This is a genomic window from Actinophytocola sp. (assembly GCF_036002505.1).
Classification (GTDB): Bacteria; Actinomycetota; Actinomycetes; order Mycobacteriales; family Pseudonocardiaceae; genus DASYTH01.
In genome coordinates this window covers 1-1,530 of sequence record NZ_DASYTH010000405.1, presented here as the reverse complement: position 1 = coordinate 1,530, position 1,530 = coordinate 1, and the positions used below count along the sequence as shown (strand labels likewise).

Annotated in this window: 2 protein-coding genes; both read left to right on the top strand. The window is 70.6% G+C overall.

Translation table 11 applies throughout. The features are described 5' to 3' along the window. Positions 1 to 948: DUF58 domain-containing protein (locus VGR06_RS35165; protein WP_327563517.1), on the top strand; the 948-nt coding region annotated here is incomplete at its 5' end. Next, positions 891 to 1,530 (top strand): hypothetical protein (locus VGR06_RS35160; RefSeq protein WP_327563516.1); only part of this gene is annotated, 640 nt, incomplete at its 3' end. The genes VGR06_RS35165 and VGR06_RS35160, both read left to right, overlap by 58 nt.

The following is a 1,530-nucleotide window of genomic DNA, read 5'->3' as shown; positions in this document are numbered from 1 at the left end:
TCGGCTCGGCTCGTGGTGACGGGGGTGCCGCCGGGAGGGAAACAGAGGGTTTCCTATTCGGTCGTCACGAGGCAGCGAGGCCGCTACACGCTGGGCCCGCTGAACATTCAGATCACCGATCCCTTCGGGCTCGCTCGCGTGCGGGTGCAGACCGCATCGAGGAACGACCTCATCGTCTATCCGATGGTCGAGGAGCTGGATCGGTGGGCGCTGGGGATGCATGGTGCTGGGGCGGGCGAGTCCACCGTCCGCCAGCTCTTCCGCTCAGCTGCCGAGTTCTACACGATGCGCGAATACGTCACCGGGGATGACCTGCGCCGGATCCACTGGCCCAGTGTCGCTCGCACCGGCCATTTGATGATCCGGCAGGACGAGACCACCCGGCGGTCCATCGCCACCGTGTTCCTCGACAACCGGAGCGCCGCGCTGGGGGCGTCCGGATCCCCCGCCTTCGAACGAGCCGTGTCCGTCACGGCCACGTTGGGGCGCGTCCTCATCCAGGCCGGGTTCGCCGTCCACTTCGCGACGGTCGACGCGCCGGCTGCGCTCGTTTCGGAAGGCGCGCTCCTGGAAACGCTGGCGGGGGCCGGCCCGGTGCGCGTCCGAGGGACGGGGGAAGTCCTGACCGCGCTTCGGGAGACGGCGCGCGGCGACACGAGCCTCGTGTTCGTGTCGTCGCCCCCGATGGCCGGAGAGATCTCCGCGCTGATCCGTGCAGGAACGGCGTTCGGCCGCAAGGTCGCGGTGTTCGTGTATCCAGCGGATCCGTCCACGCTGCCCCCGGGGCAAGCTGCCGAGCTCGAAGGTCGCGCGGCGGCAGCCCGAGGATCGTTGCAGCACGCTGGATGGGAGGTCTACGTCCTGTCGCCGGATGGGAGGCTCGCTGACGTATGGCGATCGAGCAGACAACCGAGAAGGCTCAAGGCAGCCGGCTCGTCCTCTTCGTAGCGCTCCTGGCTCTGGCGGTCGACGCCTCGGCAGCGTTCGGCCGCGTCTTCCAGGGGTCGAGGCCGGGTCTGCGCCTGGGGCTGGCCGCGGGGGTGGGGATCCTGCTCGCGGTGAGCCTGGAGCGACGGCACATCCTGCTCGCCGCGCTGGCCAGCGCGGCCGGAATGATCGTGGCGGTGGGCCTCCTCGTGTTCCCGCACACCCTCTGGTTCGGACTCCCCACGCTGTCGACGCTTCGGGCGGCCGGCCGGGCGTGGTCCTTGATCGGAGACACGGCGCGAACGGAGGTCGCTCCGGCCCGCGCCCTCAGTCCTCTCTTCCTGGCCGGGCTGACGGCGGTATGGGCGGCGTCGTTCTCGGCGCACGCGCTGGCGGTCCGGGCCCGGAGCCCGTTCCTGGCCCTCCTCCCTCCAGCCGCCCTCCTGGCTTTCCCCAGCATCTTGTTGAGCCAGGGTGCCCGCCCGCTGTACGTGGCGGTCTTCCTGCTCGGGGCGCTGCTGTTGCTGTTCGGCGACTCGTTGCGCCGGGTGGGCCAATGGGGGCCGGTGGCGATGTGGCAGGGAAGGCCGCACCCGCGGTTCG